General features: G+C 38.0%; 16 protein-coding genes. 1 reads left to right on the top strand and 15 read right to left on the bottom strand.

Going from position 1 to position 25,643, the window contains the following annotated elements; translation table 11 throughout:
- Positions 1-58 precede the first annotated feature (58 nt).
- From AN34_RS14570 to AN34_RS14640, 15 genes are all read right to left on the bottom strand, one after another.
- Positions 59-1,189 (bottom strand): glycosyltransferase, encoded by a 1,131-nt coding sequence (locus tag AN34_RS14570; RefSeq protein WP_029286648.1) that lies wholly within the window; start codon positions 1,187-1,189, stop codon positions 59-61.
- Complete coding sequence (locus AN34_RS14575; protein ID WP_051666589.1) at positions 1,186-2,148, bottom strand: hypothetical protein; 963 nt, start codon at positions 2,146-2,148, stop codon at positions 1,186-1,188. Before AN34_RS14575 ends, AN34_RS14570 begins: the two co-directional genes overlap by 4 nt.
- Positions 2,145-3,218, bottom strand: a complete 1,074-nt coding sequence (locus AN34_RS14580) for a glycoside hydrolase family 99-like domain-containing protein (RefSeq protein WP_029286650.1) — start codon at positions 3,216-3,218, stop codon at positions 2,145-2,147. Before AN34_RS14580 ends, AN34_RS14575 begins: the two co-directional genes overlap by 4 nt.
- A 16-nt stretch (positions 3,219-3,234) precedes the next feature.
- Complete coding sequence (locus AN34_RS14585; RefSeq protein ID WP_051666591.1) at positions 3,235-4,050, bottom strand: glycosyltransferase; 816 nt, start codon at positions 4,048-4,050, stop codon at positions 3,235-3,237.
- Complete coding sequence (locus AN34_RS14590) at positions 4,047-4,874, bottom strand: bifunctional 2-polyprenyl-6-hydroxyphenol methylase/3-demethylubiquinol 3-O-methyltransferase UbiG (protein ID WP_051666593.1); 828 nt, start codon at positions 4,872-4,874, stop codon at positions 4,047-4,049. Before AN34_RS14590 ends, AN34_RS14585 begins: the two co-directional genes overlap by 4 nt.
- Positions 4,864-6,165 (bottom strand): polysaccharide ABC transporter ATP-binding protein, encoded by a 1,302-nt coding sequence (locus tag AN34_RS21920; RefSeq protein ID WP_029286655.1) that lies wholly within the window; start codon positions 6,163-6,165, stop codon positions 4,864-4,866. Before AN34_RS21920 ends, AN34_RS14590 begins: the two co-directional genes overlap by 11 nt.
- Positions 6,166-6,264: 99 nt before the next feature.
- Positions 6,265-6,633, bottom strand: coding sequence for a four helix bundle protein (locus AN34_RS14600; RefSeq protein WP_029286656.1), 369 nt, complete (start codon positions 6,631-6,633; stop codon positions 6,265-6,267).
- Between the two features lie 141 nt (positions 6,634-6,774).
- A complete protein-coding gene (locus tag AN34_RS14605; RefSeq protein ID WP_029286657.1) occupies positions 6,775-7,632 on the bottom strand; it encodes an ABC transporter permease in 858 nt (285 codons plus the stop codon).
- A 79-nt stretch (positions 7,633-7,711) separates the two neighbouring features.
- Complete coding sequence (locus AN34_RS14610) at positions 7,712-8,719, bottom strand: glycosyltransferase family 4 protein (RefSeq protein ID WP_157263322.1); 1,008 nt, start codon at positions 8,717-8,719, stop codon at positions 7,712-7,714.
- 143 nt (positions 8,720-8,862) lie between these two features.
- Positions 8,863-10,653, bottom strand: a complete 1,791-nt coding sequence (gene asnB / locus AN34_RS14615; protein WP_029286660.1) for an asparagine synthase (glutamine-hydrolyzing) — start codon at positions 10,651-10,653, stop codon at positions 8,863-8,865.
- A gap of 396 nt (positions 10,654-11,049) precedes the next feature.
- Complete coding sequence (locus AN34_RS14620) at positions 11,050-11,553, bottom strand: UpxY family transcription antiterminator (RefSeq protein ID WP_029286661.1); 504 nt, start codon at positions 11,551-11,553, stop codon at positions 11,050-11,052.
- Between the two features lie 524 nt (positions 11,554-12,077).
- Complete coding sequence (locus AN34_RS14625; protein WP_029286663.1) at positions 12,078-14,480, bottom strand: polysaccharide biosynthesis tyrosine autokinase; 2,403 nt, start codon at positions 14,478-14,480, stop codon at positions 12,078-12,080.
- Positions 14,481-14,944: 464 nt separating this feature from the next.
- On the bottom strand, positions 14,945-16,987 hold the full coding sequence (locus AN34_RS14630; protein ID WP_029286665.1) for an alpha-glucuronidase: 2,043 nt from the start codon (positions 16,985-16,987) through the stop codon (positions 14,945-14,947).
- Position 16,988: 1 nt separating this feature from the next.
- Entirely contained in the window at positions 16,989-19,613 is a 2,625-nt protein-coding gene (locus AN34_RS14635) for a glycoside hydrolase family 3 C-terminal domain-containing protein (RefSeq protein WP_029286666.1), read from the bottom strand.
- Positions 19,614-19,694: 81 nt separating this feature from the next.
- Positions 19,695-20,783 carry an endo-1,4-beta-xylanase gene (locus tag AN34_RS14640; protein WP_029286667.1) on the bottom strand — a complete coding sequence of 363 codons (1,089 nt, stop codon included), beginning with the start codon at positions 20,781-20,783 and terminating at the stop codon, positions 19,695-19,697.
- 606 nt (positions 20,784-21,389) lie between these two features.
- On the opposite strand from AN34_RS14640, the gene AN34_RS14645 reads away from it, so the two are divergent.
- Complete coding sequence (locus AN34_RS14645) at positions 21,390-25,562, top strand: hybrid sensor histidine kinase/response regulator transcription factor (RefSeq protein WP_051666597.1); 4,173 nt, start codon at positions 21,390-21,392, stop codon at positions 25,560-25,562.
- The last annotated feature ends 81 nt before the right edge of the window (positions 25,563-25,643 follow it).

Genomic DNA, 25,643 nt, shown 5'->3' on the forward strand with positions numbered 1-25,643 from the left:
AGGGTGGCGGTATAAGTAATTAATGATGTTTTGAATCATACTATGCTAAAACTGAGATTTACTCAGATAATAAGATTTCTTCGAGTCTTTTATGAGTAATCTGAGGATCAAAGACTTCTTCTTTTAAGTATCTTACTTGTTTTATAATATCGCTGTTTGTGGAGACCTGATCTAATAAGTTCTTAATTATTTCAAAATCGTAAACATTGGAATAAAGTATCCATTTGTTTACTATACACCATTTTCCTATTGCAGAATCATGTGGAGCAATAATAATTGTTGGCATATCAAGCATACAATACTGGATGAATTTGCTAGGAAAGCAGGTTTTTATCCAAGGCATTTCAATAGTTTGCTCTGGATACGCAATTAAGCAAATGTTACAATTCGATATTAAATATTCATTTGCCTCTTCAGCTGTATTAAATAATGGCAAACAGGTTAAATCATTGTACTTATTTGCCAGCTGGAAAGTTTTTTCATTATTTCCAATAATTGTTAAATCGGAGTTTAGTCTTGCCAAATAGTTAGAAAATTTATCTAAAGCGGGTAAGATTTCATTATAAACAGTACCGGAGTAACCTATTTTATGATTTGTAAGATTAAGTGTTTGTATTCTAGCCTTCTTATTATGAGCTGGAATTGGATAGAGTAATAAAAATTTATGAGAAAATTTCTGCCAGTTATCTTTAAAGACCTCAGATGCAATTAAAACTTTGGAACTTGCATTTAAAACTTCAATTGTATTATTGTTAATGGACTTGGCACCTGTTCCGAAATTAAGTTCGTTTGTATCGTCATGAAAAAAACTGATTAAGGGAAGCCGAGATTTTTTTTGGACATAAGCTGAAAATGTTGTCAGGAAATTTCCGTGTATAAAACCGATAAGTTTGTCAATTTTTTGTTCAGCTATTATTTTTCTCGTGTAAGAGTTATAGTATCCATAAAAACGAATCTTTTTTAAGATACCGTAAGGTTTAAAAGGTAAATAATACCATATTCTATTGGGTAAAATATGTAAATGAAATTGATCTAATAAATCTTTTTTTCTATTAGTAAAAGAATTTTGGTCTGTTAAAATGTGAACATTATGTCCATTTTCTACTAGTAATTTAAAATGTCTGTAGAATACAACTTCACTTGCATAGGTGTCGATAGGTAGGTGTTCAGAAATAAACAAAAAATTCATACTATTATTGAAGTAATCTTCTTTTTTATTCGGGCTAAAATTGAATGATTGTGTTTTTTAAGTTTTGAATAAATCCCGTTGTAATAATTAAATGACTTATAATTAGTCATATTAAACTGCAATAAATCATTTAAATAATCAGCATATAAATCGATCATTTCGCTGCGAGTATTAAAGTTATATCTTGCATTATCCGTAGGTATTAACTGCTTTAACTTGACATCGAAACTGCTGAAGTGGTAGAAGTAAAGATCTTTTGTTTTATTTACTAGTGCAGTACCATTTTTAAATTCAATAGAGCGATCATGTAAATTCCAATATGCAGCATTAAAACCAGGGTGTTCTATCACACAAACATCTTTAAATAAGAGCGGAACTAAAGTGAGCCATATTTGATCTGTAAAATATCCTTCCTTGAGGTCAATAATACATTTATGCGCTAATCTTTGATTCCACCAGTTTAAGAAGTCTTCAGTTACTTCCGAGCGTTTCAAACCTAAAAAACCTAGATTATAAACGCCATGGTTTAGAAACAAATTTTCCCCTGGAAAAAGTCCATCAAATGGTATTGGAGATAAAATATGTGGGGTAAGAAGTATAGACTTATTATTCCAATATCTATTAAACAATTCTAATGGTTGATAAATTTTTATATCTGGGTCAAAATAATATATAATGTCTTCTTTTGTCTTTGAAAATAAATATTTAAATGCTGGTCCCTTCAATGCAGTGTTAAATTCAATAATATTATAGTTTTCTAATTGCCATTGTAAATTTTCTATCTCTAATTGTTCAGGAATAACTACTTCATCAAAGCCTAATAAACTGTAATCAATATTGTCAGACTTACAATCTGCCAAAAATAAATAAACAGGGGTGTTTTCTTTTGATTTAATAGATTTTAATAGTACACAAGCTTTGTCTAGATAATTATTAGAGCATATGGTGAAGGCTATCATTTTGTTTCTTCTTTTATGACTTTCAAAAATTCAGTACCCCACTTTCTACAAGGTTCTAAATGGTTTCCTTCTGCCCACTCATTCCACGCATTAATAAATATAAAATTTTCATCACTATCTTTTTTGGTTTGTGTATTTATAATATGTCTTAGCCAAGTTCTAAATATTTCTGGGTTAGCTTTATCTAGTATTAAAGCCCCTTTTTTAACCCTCGGACTATTATCCCATCCTGGAGTAATTCCGGGAAATACATTTCCAGAAACAGTGTGGTTATATTTCAAAACTCTTGAAACATAGTCTTCATAAAGTTGATAGTGATTATTCATTAAAAAGGACTTTCTAATTTTTAATCTGTTTAAAACTCTACCAAAAATATTTTCAGGAACCTTTTTTAGATACCTGTGGTCTGGCTGAAAGTGTATGCTGCCGTGAAAACCCAATGTTAAAGCATCTTTTGTGATGAAGTTATCCATACACAGAAAATAGATAGAAGGAAAATTATATTCTTGGGCAATTATGTTCGCATTAGTAATAAAGTTTCTAACATTTGGAATAATTGAGGCTTTATAAATAACAAATACTGGAGAGCCTGCAATTTTAATATATCTTTCGTCTTTAAAAACCTTCTTGCATAAAAATTTAATGTGTTCGGTGTGGTCTTTATCGCTATAATCTTGTTTAATTAATATTTCATTTTCCTGCCCATCCCATCTTTTTGTCCAATTTTCATTAGCCCAACAAAACATAAAAGGAAAATCTTCCTTTTCATTTTTCAACATCCTATCCAAAGGCTCATGCATTAAACGTTTCCCATTAAACCAATAATGATAATAACAGAAACCATATATTCCAAATTCTTTAGCTAAGGCTATTTGTGCTAATCTTGCTTCTTCTAATCTTAAATCATAAAACCCAAGATCAGCAGGTAAATGTGGTTGATGATGCCCCTTAAATTGGGGTTTAGCTTTCGTTACGTTTGTCCACTCTGTAAAACCTTTACCCCACCATTTGTCATTTTCTTCAAAAGGATGGAATTGTGGTAGATGAATGGCAATGGGTTTAATTGGCATTATGATTATTATTAGGCTATCTGTGTATAATCTTGCTAACAAGTGTTACCACTTTGAAAAACAAGTAATGAAATTTATACTTTTTTTTAATATGAGTTAAAAAAAAACTCTTTGAGAAATGATCATTTTCGTCGTATTTAATTCTATCAGTTAAAGTAATGCCTATTTGCTGATCAGGATGTATCCTGTATTTTATTAAACACGAATCCAAGAAAAAAAGAGCATTATTTCCTGATGCATGAAGTGCCAACCATGCATCATGCCAATAATCTATTGGTAAAATAAAAGGAAAAATTTCTTTTTTTAATGTATCTCTAAATACAATTGTTGCCCCTGTAACCTTATTATTATTATTAATTAAATCATCAAATGCGAAAAAGTTGTTTTTCCATTTCATTTTCATTTTTTTATTAAATCCCCACTTATCCCATAATTTACCATCAAGTGGATTATCATTACTATCTATTAATAGGCCATTAGTAAAGAGCATCATCATATCTGGATTTTTATTAAAGGCATTTATACACATTTCAACCTTTACATTTTCCCACAAATCATCTTGATCTGACAGGAAATAAAAATCAGAATTACATAATTTTATAGCAGCTTCAAAATTTTTTTTTGTACCCAGTCTCTTTTCGTTTTGATAAATGGTAATAAGATGTGGATAATTGTTTGCAAATCTTTCTAAAATATGATATGTTTTGTCTTCAGACTTATCATCATATATTTTAATTTCATTTACTGGTAAACTTTGATTTATTATACTAAGAAGTTGCTTTTCAATATATTTCTCTCCATTACAAGTACAGATAAGTACTGATAATTTCATTTTCTGAATAAATTTTTAAAGAACCTAAAAGGTCGTATTATGAACTCGCCAGCTTTCCATGTATATGTATTTTTGAGACTTTCTGAAACTTCCCTACGTGTCGATTCTAAAACATTTTCATTATAGAAAAAACTTGGTTTTGGTTCAGCAAAAACCTGATCTGAAGCTATTGCTAAATTATAAATTGGATTAATACTTATATCAACATTTAGATTGTCATAATATCCTGAATAAAAATTAAAGCCGTTACCATTAACTTCAGGTAATAAAATAGAACCGCTTATATATTTTTGGTTATAAAATGTTGTATACTTAAAAAAACTATTTACTAATAATTTAAATTCATCTTTATATAATTCCTTTATATGAAATTCGTTATTATGGCCTGTTTCTTCCGAGTAATATTTTTTATCTGGGGATGATATTATCAAAATCCCGTTAGTTTTTAATACTCTTTTTATCTCGGAAAGCATCTGTTCATGTTTATCATGGTGCTCTATAGTTTCAAAACTTATAACTATGTCAATAGAATTGCTAGGTATTGGAATACTATCTGTAGCGCCAACTTGAAATTCTAAATTTTGATAGTTGTATTTAATATATGCTTTTTCAATTGTCTTATAATCTATGTCTACTCCATATACTTTTTTAGCTTTTTTAGCCATCAGATTACTCCCATACCCTTCTCCACATGCAATATCTAAGATGACTTTATTTTCAATAAATTGCATTGCAAAAGCATATCGATGCAAATGTTCCGACATATTTTCAGAATAAATATGTGTTTCTAATCGCTCACCTGTCCAGAATTTATTATTTTTCATAGGTCCAATTTAAAAGAGGCCTTAATAAACCAGCAAACTTACCTGTTGTCAAGCCTCTTGCAGATATAATATCTGTTCTTAATTTATCAATTATATTAATTGCAATTATGTTTTTTGTATGAAGATGGATTTCATGCCTCTTATGATTGAAAATTGCGACACCTATAATGATCTTACCCTCGTTAAGGAAATTTCCAGGTATCCAAGCAGTGGTTGTAAATGTGCCGATCGGATGAATTTCATTGTACCACTTAGAATTTACATTGTGTGAATCAAAGAGGTTATTTTCAAATTCATCATAAAAGTTTAGACCGTGCCACAAAATGTGATTTGATTCTAAAACCTCATATTGGATCTCAATACCAATTTTATCTGTAACATCAAATTCTCTATTTTTATTCTTATTTTCATCTATTGCTTTAATAGACAATAATTTCACAATATGATCTCCAGGTCCGCTATTGCTATGCCATTCTTGGTAATGATTGATTTTAAAGTTTGTTTCTTCATATTTTCTTAAAACACTTTCAGTTTTATTGATCATCTCAATTTTGCCATTATTTAATAGCATACAATTATTACAAAATCCTACTATGCTTTTCATATTATGGCTCACAAACAACACCGTCCGTCCTTCACCTTTGCTTACTTCACCCATTTTGCCCAAACACTTTTTCTGAAATTCTGCATCGCCCACGGCTAATACTTCATCCACAATCAGGATTTCAGATTCGAGGTGTGCGGCAACGGCAAAAGCCAACCGTACATACATACCAGATGAATAGCGTTTTACGGGCGTGTCTAGGTAACGTTCAATTCCAGCGAAATCTACAATTTCATCCAGTTTACGCTGAATTTCCCTTTTACGCATACCCAGGATGGCACCATTCAGGAAGATATTTTCACGGCCGCTTAATTCTGGGTGGAAACCGGTTCCTACTTCCAGCAAACTTGCAATCCGGCCTTTGCCCGAAATCCTGCCGGTAGTAGGGGCGGTAACTTTACTTAAAATTTTGAGCAGTGTACTTTTACCTGCACCATTGCGCCCGATAATGCCGACAGCATCGCCCTGTTCAATCTCGAAATTTATGTCTTTTAAGCTCCATACTACATCACTTTCACTTTTAGTATGCTGGTTATTGCTTTCTCCAATCTGCAGAAAAGGATCTTCTTTTCCACGCATCCTTGCATACCAGCGCTCCAGATCACGGCTAATGGTTCCGGTACCGATTTGACCCAGTTGATAGGCTTTGGAGAGGTTTTCTACTTTAATAGCAACGTTGTTTGACAAGAGGTAGGGTAGTTTAGTGGGTTATTGTAGGTTATTAGGTTATTGTGGGTTATTAGGTTAGTGTATTAGGTGTTGGCTAGTTGTATTAAAATAGTATTATTAATTCTTACTGTTGAGTTGTGAATTTCGTAAATTAGTTAGCTTAATGGTAATCGTTTCTATTTGATTTCTACAAGAAAGATAATCTTCCTGGTTAATATAGTTCAAATCTACAGCTGCAATCAAATGATTTAAAGTTTCTAGCGTTGTGGAGTAGGCCATATTGGTATAGTGAGCTTTATCTTTTGAAGTAATCTTTCCTGATCCTTCAGCCAAACAAGCTCCAATGCTACTTACTGACCTTTTAATCTGACTGATTAATCCGAAAGTTTCATCTTTTGGAAATTTAGTGGTTAAACGATAAATGTCTTTTCTAAATGACATTGACAATTGCCATACTTCCAGTTTCTCGAATGAATAAACGTGCATAATCTTTATTTAATAGCTAATTAATAAATAAAGGATGATTATCTAAATATACAATTTTATTCATCTAACCTTCTAACCTCTTCTCTAACCCTATAACCAACTTCCTAACTAACCAACTATCCATCTCTCCAACTTCCCCTCCTATACCGTATCCACAAAGTTCCGTTCCACCTTATTGAAAATGATCATCCCGAAGAAGAGGAGGGTAGTGGTGATGGCGATAGCATAGCTTAAACTACCCCAGCTAAAAGTTCCTTCACCCAGAAAGCCATACCTGAAGGTTTCTATAATGGGCGTCATGGGGTTATATTGAATGATCCAGGCATAAGCAGGATATTTTTTTAAAGCTTCAGATAGTGGGTAAATCACTGTGGTGGCGTACATTAAAAGCTGAACACCAAAAGTAACCAGGAAGGCCAAATCACGGTATTTTGTGGTCATGGCAGAAATGATCATTCCGGCACCCAATCCCAATAGCGCCATCAGTATTACAATAACAGGGAAGAGTGAAATGGCCCAGGTGATGTGAAAGGGTGCGCCTGTAAAATAGTAATAAACCATCATTAAAATGAAGAGCAACATCTGCACACCGAAACGAACAAGATTGCTCACCACAATGCTTAAAGGCATAATGAGTCTGGGAAAGTATACTTTTCCGAAGATGCCTGCATTATCTTTAAATACGGTAGATGTTTTAGTCAGACAATCTGCAAAGTAATTCCAGGCGGTAATTCCCGCCATGTAAAATAAGGGTTTAGGCAAACCATCGGTAGAAATCCCTGCCAGATTCCCAAAAATAAAAGTAAAGATGATGGTGGTGAACAAGGGTTGAATAAAAAACCACAATGGACCTAAAATAGTCTGTTTGTAAAAAGAAACAAAATCACGGCGAACCAGGAGCCATAGTAAATCGCGATAGGCCCAGATTTCACTAAATTTCAGATCGAAAAGTGAAGCTTTTGCTTCAATTGTCCAGCTGTATTCTTCTTTATGCTCCATAAATGATAGAGAATTGAACGGCTCCCTTTTTTGGGGAAGTGTAAGGTAAAGCTTTGAAAAACTGGCTATTATAATTCATCTAGTTGAATAAGAGATGGAGAAAGTTTGTTTTGTATTGCTCAAAGCTAAAAGCAGCTAAACATTGCTGCTGTAACTGTTTCGTATTAACTGCAGACTTAGGATAGGCCAAATGTTTGGCTATAGTTGTGCTAATTTCTTTCACACTTTGTGGATCAACAAGGTCTCCTAGTTTTCCATTGAGCAGTGCATCCCGACTGCCATCTGTATTGCCTGCAATGGAAACCAGGCCGCAGGCTGCTGCTTCAATAAAGGCAATGCCGAAGCCTTCGCCTTTGCTGGGCATCACAAACAAATCAGCCAAAAGAAAATATTCCTGAACTTCAGCCTCTGCCAAAAAACCTGTTAAAATAACCCGATGGGTTAAGTCGTGTTGCTCAATCAGGTTTAATACACTTGCCATTTCTTTTTCATCAGCTTTACCTGCCAAAATATAAACAACTTCCTCGGGCAAATCTTTAAGTGCCAAAATCACCTGTTGGTACCCTTTATATTGCTCTTGTGAGGAAAGACGGGTTAAAGTAAAAAGTATTTTATTTGATGTGGAAAGCTGATACTGGCTAAGGAGGTGATCTGGCTTTTCAAAATGGGCTGGTATCCGGAAAAAAGGATCAAGGCCGTTGTGAAGTACTTTAATTCGAGAGGGTTGCAGCTGATGTGATTTTTCTATTTGTTGTGCAGTGAAATGGCTTACTGCCCATACTTCGGTATGTCTACGTAAAAAATCTGTTTTCCATTTAGGGAGTTTTCCCCAAATTTCGATACCGTGAGCCAGCAACACGATTCGCTTTCCAGGTTGAATCTTTTTTAAAATCCAAGCAAACAGCAAAAGGTTGATATGACTCAGTATGATGGTGTTGGCCATCCAGCCTGTTTTGGCGGTATTTAATAGAAAGGCTATACGGTTTCCCTTAAAGCCTCTAAAACTTTCGGTATCTACATAATTAAAATCTGGCTGATCATCATAAAGACTCATCAACTGATGCTTACTTTTTGAAGTATGATTCAAATCACTTAAGATTTTGCTGATACATCTACATACTTTTTCTATGCCGCCCGTTAGGCTGAAGCTGTGTAAACTTAAGAACAACACCTTTTCATGTTTCAATTTGCTATCTCTTTTTCTCTATTTTCCATTTCCCAACCAAAACCTTAATCTTCTTTACAAACCTGGTAAAGCGCAAAAGCTTTGGACCAATGCAGCTTACCTGATTTAAATTTTTCAATTAATTTTACTGCAAACTCATTATTCTTATAAAATTGCTCCTGAGAGATTTGTCCGCCTTTTAAAAACCATTGTTGAAGGGGGAAACTAAAACCCATTTTAGGCCTGTTCCATATCGCTTCCGGGAGTATTTTTTTAAAGGCCTGGATCAATAAGCCTTTCTTCTGTGCCGGAAAGCGTTGAGTGCTAGCGATGCCATTGATGGTTGCTAAGAAATGCTGATCAAGAAAAGGCACACGAACTTCTATACCATGACTCATGCTCATAAAGTCGGTATCTTTAAGCAATTGGTTTTGCATATAAATAGAAGTTTCCAACCAGGATGCTCTTTCTGCACCTTGTAATATATTTATTTCATCACCTATCGGAAAAGCTTCGAATAACTGATCAATTTCTTTTTTACTGATCTTTAATATTTTGGCAATGGTTTCCGGGATAAAGAACCCCCTGAGGAAAAGATATTCGCCGATTGGATTTTTATAGCTGAGGTAGTAAATTCTTTTCAGTTTTTCTGAAGGCAATCGTTCACAAAACCTTAAGATAAAAGCAGGTAACTTTTGAAGTGTTCTGATTAAACCCATTCGGCTGAATGATGGGTATCCACCAAGTAATTCATCGGCGCCAATTCCAGATAAAACGGCTTTTAAGTTATTTTCCTTTGCATATTTATTTACAAACCATGAATTGATCCCATCATTGGTAGGTTGATCCATGGCTGTCATGATTTCTTCAAAACCCGCATTAAAATCCTGTTCATTTACCAGATAAGTTTGGTGTATACCGCCTGTTTTCTCGGTAACCAGTTTTTGATATTGCTCTTCAGAAAAAGTTGGATCTGCAAAGTTTATCGATAAACTTTTAAGGTTTTTGCCCGTGTGTTGATTGGCCAGTAGAGTGATAATGCTGGAATCTATCCCACCGCTTAAAAAAACGCCAATGGGCGCATCAGCAATTAAATGGCGTTGAACGGCATTTTCCAGGCTTTTACCTAAGTTTTCAGCAGCTTGCAAGGGCGATGTAATTGGAGCTGAAAGTGGCAACGGTTTAAATGAAATGATTTCATGGGCCTGATATTCATGATCCCATTTCAGGTAATGCCCGGGTTTTAATGAAAATACATCCTGCAATGTGGTAAAAGGTTGGGGGATATGGCCAAAAGCCAGGAAGTACGTTTTCCAGTTTTTGTTTTTTACGAAGGTATAACTGGTTTTTTTAAAAGCCTTCACCTCTGATGAAAATATTAACTGTTTATTTTGAACGGAATAGTACAAGGGTTTAATGCCAGCCTGATCACGAACGAGGTAAGTAAGCTGTTGAGATTGATCGTGAAGCGCAAAAGCAAACATTCCATTAAATTTGCGGAAACTGCTTACACCCCAGGTGTGGTAGGCTGCTAAAATCACCTCGGTATCGCTTTGTGTGCGAAAGGGGTAGCCCGTTGCTGATAATTCCTTTTTTAATTCTTGAAAATTATAAATTTCACCGTTAAAGGTAATGGCTAATTTTTCTTCCACTGCTAACATTGGCTGATGTCCACCAGCGGTGAGGTCGATTAATGCCAGTCTGCGATGGCCAAATTGTAAACCGATGGTATCGTCAGCATAAAAACCTTCATCATCAGGGCCTCCATGCTTCATGGCATTACACATGTACTTTACATCGTTCAGAATTTGCACTGAATTTGCTTTTCTATCTATAATTCCGGCAATTCTACACACCTGTTACTTGTTTAAATGTAACCCATTTTGAGGTGGTCAGCCTGTATTTTGAAGATAAATGATTTTTCGTAGAAGTCATTTGAATGCTGGTCTGGCACAGCTTCGCCCCTTCAGTCACATTTTATTTTTTAAAAATGAACTGATGTGTGGTTTTAAATATTATACCTGGAGTTTAAATTCCAGGCGGTTCAATTTACAAAACTAAGCATTAAGGATGTTAACAATTAATGCTTGAACTCTTTTGCTGATATAGTTTTGAAAATGTTACTGATGAATTCTATTTCCTATTCCCTCAAATATGCTAAATCTATATGTAAACTAAGGGATAGGAAAAAAGTATTTAAGTAGGTATATGATTTTTGAGTTGAAGCTGTTCATTTAAAATGCTACATTCTTCTATATCGGTTCTACAAAGGCAATGGAAGTATTAATATCAATGGAGTAGCCAATATAAGCCAAACGTAAAATGATACGCTGTTTGTTTTTTAAGGAGATCAGTTCTGCCACCATATCCTTAAAGGGGCCAGCCTTTACCAAAACCCTTTGACCTGGTTTGATATCATAGTCAAAAACTTCTAACTCATGCTCAGTAGCCAATAGCCTTTTTAAATGTTCAATTTGTTGTTCAGGCATTGATGCTATTTGACCTGAAAAATAAAGAAATCTTGCAATGCCATTTGTCATGAGTACTTCTGCATGTTCTTTGCTGGAAATATACACAAAAAGATATGATTTTAAGAGGGGCTCTTCTATAAATTTTTTACGGTCGCTCCATTGTTTGAGGGTTTTATGAAGCGGTAGATAAGCTGTTATTCCTTTTCTAATTAACTCATCATATGCTTTCTTTTCAGCCCGAGAACGTGTGTAAACAGGATACCAACGATAACTATTGTCGATCATATTATTAATTAATCTTTAAGGAGTTGATTCAGGGGATGTTATGTCAATTTTCCTATTGATCTTTTTAATAAAATAAAGGGCATAGCTTTTAAAGCAAGTCATCTTATATAATATAGTTAGCAGCGGGGATGCTTGCAAAAATACTCAATTAACGGTATTCTGGTATATTTTTTACGGTTTTTTGTTGCGATAAGTCAATGGCCGCCTATCGGCACCTTTCCCCTGGAAAGGAAAGGGCAAAAGAAAATAGATTCCTGGCTATAGAAATTTCGTCCTTCCGACCGCAGTGGAGGAATCATTGAAATCGTAAATTAGATCAATAAAGCCTGTTTCAAAGATCTCTCCGTTTCGCTGCTGCCTGAAAAAAGCAGGCGCTACAGTCGAGAGGACGATCTCGGTATTAAAAGGCGGGTAGTTTAAATGCTTAGAAAAGCCCGTCGGACCGCAGTGGAGGAATTTTTGAACTTTCTTGGAGTTGCAATTCCAGTTTGTAATCAGGGTTTGTTTGCTCTAAAGTCTAAAGTTTATTTCTTTCTCCAGAACATCCACCACTTGCGGTTTTCATCATCATAGTAACCTGATCCTGAATAACCACTGTAATCAGAATAGTAATAAGTACTATTGCCACCTCCGCGAGAATAATCTGTAGTATAATAGTTGGCATGAAGTGCATCATCACCAAATGCATTCAGGATAATGGCCAGATTGCTTAAACCGTATTCTCTTGATAAACGTTCGGGAATGTTTGCGGCTCTTTGCTGTGAAATACCTGAACGGATAACAAATAGGTTGATATCAGCAGTTCTGATCAGCGGAATGGCATCCGATACGAGTCCCACTGGTGCGGTATCTACTAAAACATAATCATACTCTTGTTCAAGCTTGGCCAAAAGGTCTTTCATTGCTGCGGTATGTAGCAGTTCTGAAGGGTTAGGTGGCACCGGGCCTGATGGAATAAAATCAATATGGTGCACATCATCATGAATCCTCACCTGATCCAAAGTGGCCTGTCCGGATAGTAAAGAACTAAGTCCTTTTTTGTTTTCACTGCCAAAGGCTTTATGTAATTTAGATTTTCTTAAATCGGCGGCAACCAGAATCACCCGCTTTTCGATCAGCGCCAGTGTACTGGCCAGGTTAATGGTTACAAATGATTTTCCTTCTCCGGATACTTCTGAAGTAATGCAAATTACTTTACTTTCTTTATGGCTGGCTAAAAAACTGAGGTTTGTTCGCACAGAGCGGACAGATTCTGCAAATACCGACTTTGGTTTTGATAGTGACAAAGCCTGTCTGCTGTCTTGATCAATATAATCAGGAAATTTACGGATAACACCGATAATAGGGGTGTGGGTTAAACCTTCAACGGTTTCCTTATCATAAATGTAGGGGTTAAGGAATCGGACTAATAAAATCAAACCAAATCCGGAAGCTAATCCGATCATTAATGCCATGCTGTAGGCTTTACTGCTGTTTGGCGAAATAGCATAATAGGAGGGGTAGGCCGGGTTTACAATGGATGCACCAGGTACAATAGCGGCGGCATTCATTTCTGCTTCCAGTTTTTTCTCTGACAGATAGGAACGAACTTTATTGTTTACCTCAAAGTTGGTTTGCAATTTTACAAAGTTTTGCTCTTTTTTAGGAATTGAACTCATGCTCTGTGTCACACCAGCAATCTGGCTGTCGATGTAACGAATGGTTTGTTCATTCTTGCGGAGCATACTGGCCACCGCATTTCTAATACTGGCCTTAACGTTGGATATTTGTTGCTCAATTTGTTTAATGGGTTGTGAATCGCTGTTAAACTGGCTGAGTTTTGCTTCCCGGCTGGCAAGTAGATTATTTAGTTGTGTAACCATGGTGCCCATGCCCGAATTGATTTCCCCTTCGATATCCATGCCAATTTCTACCTTCGATTTATTGCTGTTTACCTGCTCTTGAAGTTGTTTAATTCCGAGTTGTTTTAAATTAAGTTCAGTTTTTTGTTTTTCAAAATCGGTGAGTTTTCCTACGGTCATGGAAGTTGAGGAACTCATATCTACCATACTGTTCTGGCTTTTATAATTGGCGAGGATATTGCCTGATTTCCCTGCCGCTGTATCGATAAATCCAAGTTGGCTGTTAATAAAATCAACGGTTTGTCTGGCTGATCGCCTTCTTTGAATCACATCATACTTCACATATTCCTTCATGATGGCATTAAGCATATCGGCAGCAAAAACAGCATTTCCATCAGTTTGATTCAGGCCCATTACATTGGTGAAACGTGCTGCTTCGCCAATATTTAAACCGCCCATCGCCCTGCCGATAAAATCTTCCTGACTGTTAAATTTAAACTGATAGGTGCCATTTGCCGGAATTTTATTCATAATCCGAAAAGACATATTACCGATATTTATGATCTGCTTATACTGGTAGGTAGATTTATTTTTTTCATCCTCAGCTGTATACAACTCAAAATGCTCGTTATCTTTGCCTGTAACAGTATAAAGGGAACGGCTGAAATTAACACTGTCTTGCTTGATGATTTCAATAACAAAAGGCACATTGGGATAAAGTTCTGTAGTGCGTACACGGCCTTTAAGGTAATAGCTGATTTTATAATCCAGTGTTTTTACGGCATTTGCAATAACTTCATTGCTGCGGATGGTAAAACTTTCTGCCTGAATTTTATCGGTGTAATTGTAGCTTTGCGCAGCCATCTGGCCGCTACCAGTTCCTAAGCTAGGATTACTGTCTTCTAACTTCAGTGATGCACCAGTCTGGTAAATCGGAGGTGTATACCAAAGATAAAGCCAGGCACCTGAAAGCGCTATGACTACTGCTCCGGCTATCCAGTACCAACGACTTAAGAATACCCTGAATATTTTATAAAAATCAATACTCTGGCTAACAGCCCTTTGCTCATGCGCTAATTCTGTCAATGTTTTTTGTTTTTGAAGTTTGGGAACAATCAATTAAAGGATAAAGATAAGTCTATTTTTAAAAGAAATGATTTTATTGGAAATGTTTATGCTTTAAATAGGAAATACCCCCCCCCGATCCGCCTGACAACAATACAAAAATCCGTTCTTGCGAAAAAGAAGGGTTGGATTTAGTGCTGGAGTGAAGCAATCTACTGTGAAAAATCTATAAAGGAGATTGCTTCGTTGGCTGAAAGGCCGTCTCGCAAAGGACGGCAATACGAATATCCGTCCTTGCGAACTGAAGGGTGGGGCTGTGTAATGGAGTGAAGCAATCTGATTCGTTTAAACAGATTGCTTCACTGGCTGAAAGGCCGCCTCGCAATGAAGAGAATGTAAAAATCTGCTTCGCATCCGATAGCTACCGGATGATGGGTTTTGAAGAGAATTGTTAATTATGATGGCAATACGAAATCTTAAAAAAACTACTCATAGCTTTTACTCCTGGTTAGGGTTTTTAAGGCATCTAGGTCATGAACAGGGCGCTCGATATCAAAAGGAATTTCCCTTTTGCTGAAGGTTTGGAAATACAACAGACAAGCATCCTTCCAGATTTGTGCATCGCGGTTTTGCGTGCGTAATTTAGATTGTACTGCAGTGAAACGTTCTTCATCTATGAGTCCGTGTATTTTATCCCAGGTTTTTTGAAAATTACGCACCTGTTGTACACCGGTATCATAACGGTAACAAAGTTCAGTCCAGAGGTCTTTACCATTTTTGAGCTTGTAAGTCCAGGGTACATGATGAAACCACAGCAGGTATTCTTCCGGGCAGGTGCTTAGGTTATCAAATTTGGATCGGAGTGGTTCATGGTATTGTTCTACAGAATTGCTTCCGGTATGGCTTCGGTTAAAACCGAGGCCTATGCTATCTGCCTTGTGGTAATAGACAGAAGTCCAATCGGCCCGGATTTTAGTATTGGCAAACCAGGGAGCAGGGCCATAATGATGTCCTTCAGCGAAAATATGGTGAAGGCCGAGCGGCATCATGTAATTCACGATTGCTTCTCGACTTTCGAGCATCATCTCCTTAACGGGTTTCACAAATGCCTGATCTTTAGCTTTCTCCCGGGCATCCAAAAATGTTTGTCTGATCCATTCATCAGCAATGTCTTCACTTTTAAGCTGATTGTTCCAGGCCAGTCTGCCAAAGGCATACCAGTTGGATTGTGCAAAGAGATGGCCTGTCCAGTTTTGGTCTGATCCAATATTGGCTACGCCGGCAATGGCTGTTAAAGGATTTTTACTGAGTGTACCATCAGTACAGGCGGCTACGGTACTACCTTTTCCTTTTTTGTAAGTATCACTGTTCAAACATTCTTCCCAAAGGGTAGAGAGGAAGGCCAGTTGCTTCGATTGGCCCAGGTATTCCTGTGTAATCTGAAATTCTGGCATCACCGGAGTTTGATTCATGGCACCAAATAAAGCGCTGAAAGGTTCGCGGGGCTGAAAATCCAATGGTCCGTTTTTTACCTGGAGGATCACGTTTTTTTTAAATTGACCATCGTAACGTAGAAACTCATTATAAGCTTGTTTAGTACGGTCTTGTTCACTGGTTTGATAAACAAAGGCCCGCCACATTACGATTCCGTTGAAAGGCGATACCGCATCAGCCATCATGTTGGCACCATCTACATGCGTGCGGCCAAAATCTTGCGGACCAGGCTGCCCTTCACTATTGGCCTTCACCAGAAATCCACCAAAATCAGGGATGAGCTGGTAAATTTCTTTTGCTTTAGCTGCCCACCATTTCTTGACCGATGGATCAAGCGGATCGGCGGTTTTCAGTTTTCCGATGGTAACCGGAGAGGAGAAATTAACAGACAAATAAACTTTTAAACCATAGGGCCGTAAAATCCCGGCAATGGCCTGCACCTTTTTGAGGTAGGGGGCAGTTAGTATTTTTGCTGAAGCATTTACATTGTTCAGTACGGTGCCATTTATGCCGATGGAGGCGTTGGCTCTGCCATATAAATGATAAAGTGCTTCATCGGCTTGACTGATGGTTAAATCCTGGTCGTTTCGCCAGAAGATGGATTGCCCGGCATAGCCACGCTCTACTGATCCATCGAGGTTATCCCAATGGTTTAAGATTCTACGTGAATAGGAGGGGTTGGAACTGAAGTTTTCATCGGCTTTGCCCAGGTATTGCCTTCTAAGCAGTTCATAAGTCCCGTATAGGATGCCGAGATCGGTTTTGGCCTTGATGGTGGAGCGTTCCAGTCGAAAGCCATCACCTTTGATGGAAGCATCCTGGCTAAATTCAAATTTCAGACCGGCATTGTCTTTACCTAACCAGCCCTTTTTAAGTTCATCCAGAGCAATGGCCAAAACCGCAGATTTTCTGTTGCTTTGTACATGAACATTTGTGGTAGATTGATGACGCAGCCAAAGCTCATGGCCGTCTTCTGCCTTTGCAAAATAGGTACAGGTGAGCATAGCCAGTAGCAGGAATGTGGTCTTTTTCATATTAGTTGATGTTGAGCGTTTGGCTTAAAATATTTCCGCTGGTTTTTAAGGTTTCATCGGGCTGACTGCCGCCTACAGAAAGACTAATTTTTCCGGTAAGTGGTTTCTTCTTTCCGTTCTGATCAGTATAAGTCAGATCGCCAGGTTGCAAGTTAAAACTAATCAGCTGACTTTTACCTGGTGCCAGGCTAATCCGCTGGAAACCTTTTAGTGCCTTTCTGGCGGTTTTAATGTTTGGATCGCGATGCGTTACATAAAGCTGCACCACTTCATCGCCCTGCATTTTTCCGGTATTGGTAATTTTTACGGAAAGTTTGGTGCCTTTACCCGCTTTGATGTTAACGGGTGTGGTCATGCCTTCATAGCGAAAAGTAGTGTAACTTAAACCATAGCCAAAACCGAAAAGTGGTTTCCCTTTGAAATAGCGGTAGGTACGGTTTTCCATGCTGTAATTATTGAAGCTGGCCAGATCCTGATCACTCTTGTAGAAAGTAACCGGGAGCCTGCCGGATGGATTATAATCACCAAAAAGCAGATCGGCCACAGCAGTGCCAGCCGATTGACCGCCATACCAGGCATTAACAATAGCCGGGATATTTTCTGCCTCCCAGGGGATCGCAATCGCACTTCCCGTCATCATGACAAAAACAATTGGTTTGCCACTGTTTTTTAAGGCTTTCATTAACTCCGTTTGTGCCTGCGGAAGCAAGATGGAGGTTCTGTCGCCGCCGCTAAAACCAGGCAAATCCACTTTCATTTCTTCACCTTCCAGCTGAGGGGAGATGCCACCTACAAAAATAAAGGCATCGGCATCCTGGTGCCGTTTAACCAAGGCATTAAAATCGGTGCGCATAAACGCACCTCCTGAAAAACGGATTTTAGCCGACCCTTCGCCCTGCCAGTATTCCACTACTATTTTGTACGTACTGTCTTTAACGGTTTCCAGTTTATAGGTTTGCGCTCCCCAACGGTTTCTGGTCCAGGCATCCAACACTTTTTTTCCATTGATAAACAGCCGGTAACCATCATCTCCTTCCAGTTCGAAAGTCATGCTGCCGGTTTTTGCAGATTTATAATTGGTAGCATAGCGGGCAGAAAAGTGATTGGCAGTGAGGCCTCCTTCCATTTGCTGGCCTTCCTGCCACTCGTGTTTAAGGCTGTTTTCCATCTGGCTGAACACAGGTGTGCCTTCCAGGTTTTGACCTTTAAAATACTCAGCTTTAAACCCTGGTTTTCCGTCAATGGCAAGTTGTTGATCCATGTTCAGGTAATTTAAAAGCGTATCGTTGGTGAAAGATACGGCTTGCTCATAAACCACTTGCGTGTTTTGCCCAACCTTGTTTTTTATCCCTTCCAGAACGGTGGTAATTTTAGAGGGCGTACCGTTATAGTTTCCCAACACCGCAATGGCATTATCTGCATTCGGACCAAGCACCACTATTTTTTTTAAGCCTTTCTTTAATGGAAGGATATTGGCCTCGTTTCGAAGCAATACCATAGATTCGCGGGCCATTTTTAAGGAATGGGCTTTGTGATCATCGCTTTCCAATACGGTGATGGGGGTATTGGCATATTTAACCATCGCTACCGGATCAAACATGCCCAACCTGAAACGGATCATAAACAACCGCTTGATGGAAACATCGATATCTTTTTCGGTAATGATGCCATTTTTAACAGCGGTAAGCAAAGCTTTGTAGGCTTCGGTGCCGCAATCGATATCGGTGCCATGAAAAACGGCATCAGCAGATGCTGCAGCGGCATCTTTATGTGTTTTGTGATTTTTATAGAAATCATCTATCGCCCAACAATCTGAAGTGACATAACCTGTAAATTTCCATTGCCTGCGCAGGATATCCGTCATCAGTAAATCGCTTGCACAGCAAGGTTGCCCCTGAAAGGCATTATAGGCACACATTACACCTGCTACTTTCGATTGGGTAACCAGTTTTTCAAATGCAGGAAGATAAGTATCCCAAAGATCGAATTGACTTACATCAGCATTAAATACATGTCGCAAAGGTTCAGGGCCACTGTGTACTGCGTAGTGTTTGGCACAGGCAGCGGCTTTTAGGTATTTTGGATCATCGCCTTGCAGGCCCCGAACAAAAGCATCGCCTAATGTTGCGGTTAAATAAGGATCTTCTCCATAGGTTTCCTGACCTCTTCCCCAGCGGGGATCACGAAAAATATTGATGTTGGGTGTCCAGTAGGTTAAACCGAGGTAACGTTCATTCGTTCTGCCCAATTCCACCGCTTTGTTGTAAATGGCACGTCCTTCCAGCGCAGAATAATCAGCCATTTTAAACAACGCATCCGAATCAAAGGTAGCGGCCATGGCAATGGCTTGTGGAAACACGGTCACTTTAAAAGGCGTTCGCGCCACACCGTGGAGGGTTTCGTTCCACCAATCATAAGCGGGAATTTTTAATCTTGGAATGGCAGGGGCGGAGTTGAGCATCTGAAAGACTTTTTCTTCCAGTGTCAGGCGTGAAACCAGGTCGTCAACTCTCCGTTCAAATGGTAGCTTATAATCTTGAAAAGGGTACTGCTGTGACTTCACTGAACTGAAGCAAGTCAAAAGTAAAATGGTGATTAAGATTTTTAAAGGTTGGGTTTTTCTCATAAGTTTTGGTAAGCAATCACCAATGATCATGGCGAATTAATCGTTTTAGCAAGTAGTTAATTGTAAATTAAGATCTAAGTTTTAAAACTTAGTGACTTCGTAGAATGCTTTTTTAGGTTTGAGTTCGGTATCAAATAAGAGCGGATAATTTTTTTTGCCGCGGCCGTCTAGCCAGGTGTATCGGTCAGACAGGTTCCAGAAGGTAACACCTGTGATGTTTTTCTTGTATTTTCTCAATACCTCGAAGATCATTTTATATTGTTCCATCTGGCGAGATTCCATTTCGGGTGTAAATTCTGCCTTTGCCTTTTGCGCTGCATTCTGAATGAGCTGACCACCCTGGTTTCCTGCATAAACAGAAACATCCAACTCGGTAATTTGTACGTCTAAACCTAAACCAGCAAATAAAGAGATTGATTTTTCCAGTTCCGAACGGCTGGGATTGCTTACCGACCAATGTCCCTGTAAACCAATTCCATGAATGGGTACACCTTTGGCCAATAAGGCTTTGAGCATTTTATAAATCTTATCTCGCTTTTTAGGCTGTTCGGTATTGTAATCATTGTAAAATAAACGGGCTTTGGGATCGGCTTCATGGGCATAGCGAAAGGCCATTTCCACAAAATCTTCTCCGGCAATTTTATACAATTGCGAATTTCGGAAATAAGTAGAATCATCTGCAATTACTTCATTTACCACATCCCAGGCATAAATATCTTTTTTGTAATGATTGACTACGGTTTGAATGTGGTCTTTTAATCTTCCGAGCAATACTTCCTTCGTTACCGTATTGCCTTGCTCATCTTTAAAGAACCATCGGGGCGTTTGGCTATGCCATACCAGGCAATGCCCTCTCATTTTTAAATGATTATTCCTGGCGAAGGCAGCTATTGAATCGCCTATTTTCCAATTATACTCATTTTCAACCGGATGAATAGGCCCCATTTTCATGGCATTTTCTGCTGTAATGCTGTTGAATTGGTGAATAATCAATTCCTTGTTTGCTCCAGTTAGATCATATGGTGTAATGGCAACACCAATGGGGAAATATTTCTGATAGTAGTCTTTTAAGCCTTTTGATTTTATAGTCAAGGGTTTGAAAGCGGTAATCGTTATGCAAATGGTTAGCAATAATGTAATGCCAATCATGATCACATTCCTTTTTGTCATATCTGTTTTTTTTTAGGATTTGCAAATTCGCCACATTAAGATCTTTTATAGTGCTCTTATGGATAAAAATAGGAAACAAATGTTTGAAGATCGTCAGTTTATAAACAAGTGCTAACGTAGTTGAAAACCTTATTAACGCCTTTTTAAACTATTTAAGCATAAAAATTGAACATCTGTTATAGTACTTTTGACAATAATCACACTTCATTAATTTCATTTACCCTACTTTAGCCCATCGTTGATGCTAATTGATTGATCAAATACACATCAGTGAAATTAATAACCAAATATGATGTACTACATAAAATTGCAGCGGTATACCAACATCGAGCTGGTAACCTAGCTGTTGAACACAAACAAAGCACCATTTTATAAACCAACGCATTTTTTTCGTTGAACCCGACCTAAATGAGTGCTCGTTTTACTAAATAAATATTTGTTTCGCTGTACCATTAAATTTTATATAAATTGGTGGCTTTAACCAAATCATCTCACAATAGGCTGTTTAACCGCAACACTTATTTGCAATGGATAGCTGTATAGCAAAAGAATTTAACTGGATTTTGTATTCTTAGTAACCAGAGTAAAAATATTGAACTAATCACCATGCTGAACCGCGTTGTTTTAAATACTGTTTTCTGTATTCTCTTTTTCATCTTTTCAGCCAGACCGGGACTGGCTCAGGGGCAAAAAATAAATTTCACTTCCCTTCAAATCAGAGACGGACTTTCTTCTAATACAGTGAATGCTATTCTTAAAGACCATTATGGCTTAATGTGGTTTGCTACTGAAGATGGATTAAATAAGTTTGATGGAAGCAACTTTACGGTGTACCGGCATAAATCAGATGACTCTACCGGTATCCAGTCGAATGATATCAGAACCTTACATGAAGATCAATCAGGCAATCTTTGGATCGGGACTTCGGGTGGTTCGCTTAGCCTGTATAACCGCAAGAAAAATACATTTATTACTTATCCTGCCAATCAGGCGAACACCCTCAGTAGTGATATTATCCGGTCTATTTGCAATGATTATACTGGCAAGGTATGGATTGCAACCTTTAATGGCTTGGATGAGCTCGATCCCAAAAGCGGTAAAATTAAAAATCACCTGCGCCAGTTTAATCCCAAAGGGTCTTTTCCTGCACTCACCTTTAACTGCCTGATTGAAGATAGTAAACGTAGAATCTGGGTAGGTTCCAGCAATGGCATTTATTTATACCAAAGGGCAACCAATTCTTTTAAATTATTTCAGCATCAAGCTGCAGATCCTACCAGCCTGTGTGATAATTCGGTATCATCAATTGTGGAAGACAAATCCGGAAACATATGGTTTGGAACCAAAAACGGCCTGAGCATGTTGCTTCCAGAAGGAAAAGGATTTAAATCATTAAAAAGTAAAAGGGGTGATTTTAATGCGTTGATGAATGATGGCATTAGAAGCTTGGCCGTTGATCAGAATAATCAACTCTGGATTGGAACTGAAGACGGGTTGAGTATTCTGGATATTAAAAGCGGTCAGATGTCTAGATACAAACCTGACTCGAGAGATAATTATAGCCTGACTGGCAAATCCATCAGTTGCATATATGTAGATAATGCTGGGATTTACTGGCTTGGGCCTTACCATGGTGGTATCTGTAAATACGATACCAACCTAAATCTTTTTCACCTTAAGCAAAGCAATATTCTCGATCAGAATGGTTTAAATGGATCCGTAGTCACTTCATTCGCAGCGTATAAAGATGGCATATTTGTAGGTACAGATGGCGGAGGGTTAAATTTGTTTAACCGAAAAACAGAACTGGTGCAACGTTTTAATGCTGGCCTTGCCGATGGAAGTGCCTTAAATAACATTTCCATTATGGCGATGGAACTTACCCGACAGAAGAAACTATACCTGGGTACTTATTCCAACGGTTTGGTGGTAATGAATCTGACTAACCAAAACTTGCAGCAATACAAGCAGAGTGCCCGTGCCGATGCGCTAAATTCAAACGATATTTTTTGTATTAAAGAAGATCGTACAGGTAAAATCTGGGTAGGTACAAATGGTGGTGGTGTAAATGTATTGGATGCAGACAATAAAGCCATCATTAAATATTGTAAAAATCCAAGAGGTCTCAACGAAGTAGATTATCCGGGAAATAATTTCATCCGTTGCATAGAGGAAGATGTTACGGGTGACATCTGGATTGGTTCATATGGATCTGGAATAGCCGTTTTTAATCAAGCCGAAAAGAAATTCAGCGTATTGAATAAAGCTGAAAATAAATTACCAAATGATCTGACCTTATCCATATTAAAAGACCATGCTGGTGATTTATGGGTGGGAACTTTTAGCGGAGGATTAAGCCTATATAATCGAACCACCAAACAATTTACGACTTATGGTGAAAAAGAAGGCTTAAATAATTCTACAGTTTACGCCATAGAAGAAGATAAAAAGGGGCAGATTTGGGTGAGTACAAATAAAGGCATCAGTAGCTTTGATCGGAGAACACATGCATTTACTAACTATACCGTTTACAACGGCGTTCAGAACAATAATTTTGTAGTGGGAGCAGGTCTAAGTACCACAAATGGTGAAATCTACTTCGGTGGTGCCGATGGTTTTAATTATTTCAATCCTCAGTATTTTAAAAAGAATAAAAATCTGCCTCCCGTCCTTTTTACCGATCTAAAAATATCCAATGCTTCCGTTCTTCCTGTAGAAGACGGACCCATTCAGGAAGATATATCGGTTGCGAAAGATATTTATCTGGATTACAAACAAAGCTTTACGTTGAGTTATGTAAGTGTAAATTATACCGCACCCGAGCAAAACCGCTATTCCTATCGTTTAGAGGGTTTTGATAATGAGTGGATTAATGCTGGCTCGACAAAATCAGTTTCTTATACCAATCTTGATCCGGGCGACTATGTTTTTCATGTAAGAGCAAGCAATAATGATGGACTGTGGAATACTGCCGAAACTTCTATTCGGATCCATGTGAGGCCGCCTTTCTGGCGAACTATTTATGCCTATATTTTTTATGTTGTTCTGGTTGCTGGAACATTGCTTTTCATCCGCCATCGTGGCATTTTAAAATTAAAAAGAGAATTTGCTTTAGTACAGGAGAAAATGAAAGCCGATCAGCGTAGGGTGCAGGAGAGGCAGGAGGCAGAGCGGTTAAGGGAACTGGATAAATTGAAAATTAAGTTCCTTACTAACCTAAGCCATGAGTTCCGCACACCGCTCTCCCTCATTATGGGGCCGGTAGATAAACTGATTACAGAGGAAAAAGACAGTAAAATAGCAGCTCCACTGGGGATGATTAAACGCAATACCAAACGTTTACTTAACCTGGTGAACCAGATTCTTGATTTTAGAAAAATTGAAGATCATGAATTGAGGTTAGACCGTTCAGAGACCGATATTGTAGCCTTTATTAAGGATGTGCTGGAATCATTTAACGACCTGAGTGAGCGGAAGCAAATTCAGCTTATTTTTAAGAGTCAGCTGCGGTATTTTAATGCCGCTTTTGATCAGGATAAGATAGAACGCGTACTGTTTAACCTGTTGTCGAATGCCTTTAAGTTTACTTCGCTTGGTGGAACCATCTCCGTAGAACTGGAAAAGAAGGAATCTTCACCTGTTAACGGGCAATCGGCCCTGATCATTAAAGTTGCAGATACTGGTATTGGCATCACTGAATCCGATCAGCAAAAAATCTTTGAACGTTTCTTTCAGGCGGATGGCATTGCACCGATCTTAAATCAGGGGAGCGGGATTGGTTTATCCATTGCCAAAGAATTTGTAAAACTGCATGGCGGCGACATTACAGTACAAAGCGAGCCTGGAACGGGTAGTACCTTCATCATTGAACTGCCTTTCGCTGAAACTGAATTTTCAGAAGAGTTGACAATAGATTTTTCTGATCCTGCTGCTGCGGTGGAGGTTATGGAAGAAAAGCCCGAAGATGCGAGTATTCAAAATCCTGGATCGGAAATTCCTTCTATTCTGTTGGTAGAAGATAATGAGGATTTTAGGTTTTACCTGAAGGATGGATTGAAATCATCTTTCAAAGTGCATGAGGCTTGTAATGGTCAGGAAGGTTGGCAAAAAGCATTGGCTAATCATCCGCAAATCATTGTGAGCGACATCAATATGCCATATATGAATGGTATTGAATTGTGCAAAAAATTGAAATCAGACAAACGTACCAATCATATTCCAGTCATTTTATTAACGGCTTTAACAGGTGAAGAAGAACAGATTAAAGGATTGGAAACCGGTGCAAATGATTACCTCACCAAGCCATTCAATTTCGAAATCCTGCATGCGAAGATTAAAAACCTATTGGCCTTAAACAAGAGATTGCGTGATACTTACACTAAGCAGATTAAGGTTCAGGCACCTGAGGTACTGATCGAATCACATAGTAACCGTTTACTAAATAAGGTTGCGCTGTATATTGAGGAAAACCTGAATAACCCAAAGCTATCAGTAGAAGATTTGAGTAAACACGTAGGGATGAGCAGGGGTTCGCTTTACCATAAGATTTTAGAATTAACAGGGCTTTCACCAGTAGAATATATTCGGTCGGTGAAACTGGATAAAGCAACCGTATTGTTGGAGAAAAGCGATCTGAACGTATCTCAGATTGCTTATATGGTGGGTTTTGCCACCCCAAATTACTTCGCGAAATCTTTCAAGGCCAAATACAATATGCAACCTTCTGAATACATGAATTTGAAAAGGAAGTTAGAGGATCATATGATAAAGGATAAATAAGGGTTATCTAAATCAATGCCTTGCGATAAAATCGCAGAACTATAATGCGCTCGTTGGGAAACGAGCGCAGGCACGGATAAC

It is taken from the genome of Pedobacter sp. R20-19, assembly GCF_000708265.2.
Classification (GTDB): Bacteria; Bacteroidota; Bacteroidia; order Sphingobacteriales; family Sphingobacteriaceae; genus Pedobacter.